The 2,631-nt window shown below is 41.9% G+C and carries 5 protein-coding genes; all 5 read left to right on the top strand.

Features of this window, described 5'->3' with window-relative positions; genetic code table 11:
• On the top strand, positions 1-453 hold a 453-nt coding region (locus HZY94_RS08920; protein WP_306538575.1), incomplete at its 5' end, for a group II intron maturase-specific domain-containing protein.
• 199 nt (positions 454-652) lie between these two features.
• Positions 653-1,087 (top strand): hypothetical protein, encoded by a 435-nt coding sequence (locus HZY94_RS08915; protein WP_179925856.1) that lies wholly within the window; start codon positions 653-655, stop codon positions 1,085-1,087.
• Entirely contained in the window at positions 1,068-1,289 is a 222-nt protein-coding gene (locus HZY94_RS08910; RefSeq protein WP_179925855.1) for a hypothetical protein, read from the top strand. The genes HZY94_RS08915 and HZY94_RS08910 overlap by 20 nt, the downstream gene beginning before the upstream one ends.
• A gap of 34 nt (positions 1,290-1,323) precedes the next feature.
• Positions 1,324-1,509 (top strand): hypothetical protein, encoded by a 186-nt coding sequence (locus tag HZY94_RS08905; protein WP_179925854.1) that lies wholly within the window; start codon positions 1,324-1,326, stop codon positions 1,507-1,509.
• Between the two features lie 754 nt (positions 1,510-2,263).
• The coding region (locus HZY94_RS08900; RefSeq protein ID WP_257151910.1) for a reverse transcriptase domain-containing protein at positions 2,264-2,631 on the top strand (368 nt) is incomplete at its 3' end.

Genomic DNA, 2,631 nt, shown 5'->3' with positions numbered 1-2,631 from the left:
TGGAAATCTCCGAAAGGCTGGAAATGCCGTCCCCATCAAGATAGTGTACAGAGTTTTAAGCGCAAGCTGAAGCGACTAACGACGAGGAAGTGGAGCATTGACCTAACGACACGGATTGAACGATTAAATTGGGTTATCCGCGGTTGGGTAAATTACTTCTCACTTGGTAATATGAAGACGATACTGACGCAAATAGATGAGCGTTTACGAACTCGTATCCGAGTCATTATCTGGAAGCAATGGAAGAAAAAATCGAGACGACTATGGGGACTTCTGAAACTAGGTGTTCCGAAATGGATAGCCGATAAAGTATCTGGCTGGGGTAACCACTATCAACTAGTGGCACAAAAGTCAGTCTTAAAGCGAGCTATATCAAAACCAGCCCTTACTAAAAGAGGACTGGTTTCTTGTCTAGATTTCTATCTTAAACGACATGCGTTAAAAGTTAGTTGAACCGCCGTGTGCCGAACGGCACGCACGGTGGTGTGAGAGGGACTAGAAATTAGCCTCTACTCGATTGTTCCAATAATCTTCTAGAGTCTCTCCTGCCTTGGTAACTGTAATCCATTTGGGGAAGATTTTTGCTAAAAGGAAAAGGGGAATGGTACAGTAATTCGTTGTTCCAAAATGAAGGAAAGTGTATAATTAATATGTGAGAAGTATGTATCGGAAGAAGACAATCAATCACAATATCTTATCAGTTGCTTCGGCAGAGCAGATAAATCGTCTATCTAGGAAATTTAGAAAACGTGGTGGTGAATTTATTTCAGATAGTGATGCGATTGACTATTTGAATGAAAAAAATGCTGAAGCTGTTACTCTAGATGCTTATACAATCTTGATGAGGGAAAAGATATCGATTTCTGCTTTGATTGAAGAACTGGAGCATGCAGAGCAGTATTTGAGAGGAGAAAATGATGGTACTGCTCTAAGTGTCGCTATTAATGAAGTTCGAGCTAAAGAAAAATCGATTTTAGAGATGGAGAGGTTCAAAATTCCGGATATTGAGGTAAGACAAGTTAAGAAGGATATTGCTTATTACAAAGAAGAAATAAGGAGGTTGCAAAATGAGAATCATCAAAGTTAGAAAATTTGGTAGACGCCTTGTTATCCAGCTAGATCGTAACCTTCCAAATGATTTTCAAAATCATACAGACGTTTCCATTGGAGGTAAGGTATTTAAGGATGCCCTTATCGCCATGTCACAGGGGAGAAGTGATAGAGCTGATCTATCTGTTATCGATAATGGGGTGACAGATATTGTCGGTAAGGAATTAATCTTGTTGTAATCTAGATACTAGCCAAGGTAGAGGGGGTATTAAGATGGAAGTAATGGCCTTACCTAGTAAAGAAGAATTACAGTTTTATCATGAGGTTCATCCTTGGGTAGAAACAAGTTATCCAGATGAACAGACTCCTCGTTTTCGATTCAAGAAGAGCACCCCTCAGCCTATTTTGGAGTTATTTGAATCGATCAAGGAAAAATTAGGCTATGATTACGCCAATTAAGAAGCACCTAGAGAAATCGGTTCTTTTGCAAGTTGTGTGGAATTCCTGAAAACCGATAGTCATGGAATTTGATAATTGTAGCTTTTTAATGACTGTACCCTGGCTTCTTTCGAATTTCTATGAGATGCTTCCCCTGTGGTGGGGGACGGCAGCGACCTCTAACGAGTTCCATGCCTTAGTCGGGAACCGAAGTTTCCCGACTCCCCCCGATTCCAAGCTGGCAAGCTTGGAATCTTTTCAGTACGACGGGCATGTCGTATATCTGAGGTGCAAGTCCTCTGTGGGCACCTGCTACCGGTGAACCCAATAGCGACTCCCAAGCCTGACTATCGTGAGGTAGCGGGGAGAGGAAGGGATAGCGAAATCGTGGCTCTACGAACAGAAATGTGATATGAAGGCGTATGTAGTGGATGAGGAGGCTGAAAACTCTAAAGTCCCAAAAGGTAGTCGTAACCTATATGCGTAGATCACGAGAGTAAACGAGGAAAGATATACGACTTATCCCGTGAGGTCTCATGAGCGTCGTAGACGTAGTAACAACGAATCATGAGAAGTCAGCCGAACCCATAGTAGTGATGAAGTTTCTGTAATGGAAATGGAGCGAAGGGGCGAACAATTAACCGAAGTAATCCTACTTCACTTGTGTCTGTAAAAGAACGGTCTGATAGAACTGGAGACGGTCACGTATTGACTAGGAGAAGGTTCACGAATCTAAGATGTCCCTCAGACACCGAAACAAGAAAGGAATACGCACATGTCAGAATTGCTAGATAAGATATTATCTCGGAACAATATGCTTGAAGCCTATCATCATGTAAAAAGAAACAAGGGTTCTGCTGGTATCGACGGAGTTACCATTGAGGAAATGGATAATTTCCTACGGCAACATTGGCGAGAAACCAAGGAACTTATAAAGCAGAGGAAGTACAAACCTCAACCAGTTTTACGAGTTGAAATTCCTAAGCCAAATGGTGGCGTCCGAAATCTTGGAATCCCTACAGTCATGGACAGAATGGTACAACAAGCGATTGTTCAAACCATCAGTCCAATCTGTGAAAGACACTTCTCAGAGTATAGTTATGGCTTTCGTCCCAATCGCTCTTGTGAGACAGCTATTATTCA

The organism is Streptococcus danieliae, assembly GCF_013415245.1.
GTDB lineage: Bacteria > Bacillota > Bacilli > Lactobacillales > Streptococcaceae > Streptococcus > Streptococcus danieliae_A.
The sequence above is the reverse complement of the archived record's forward strand: the minus strand, read 5'-3'. Positions and strand labels throughout refer to the sequence as shown.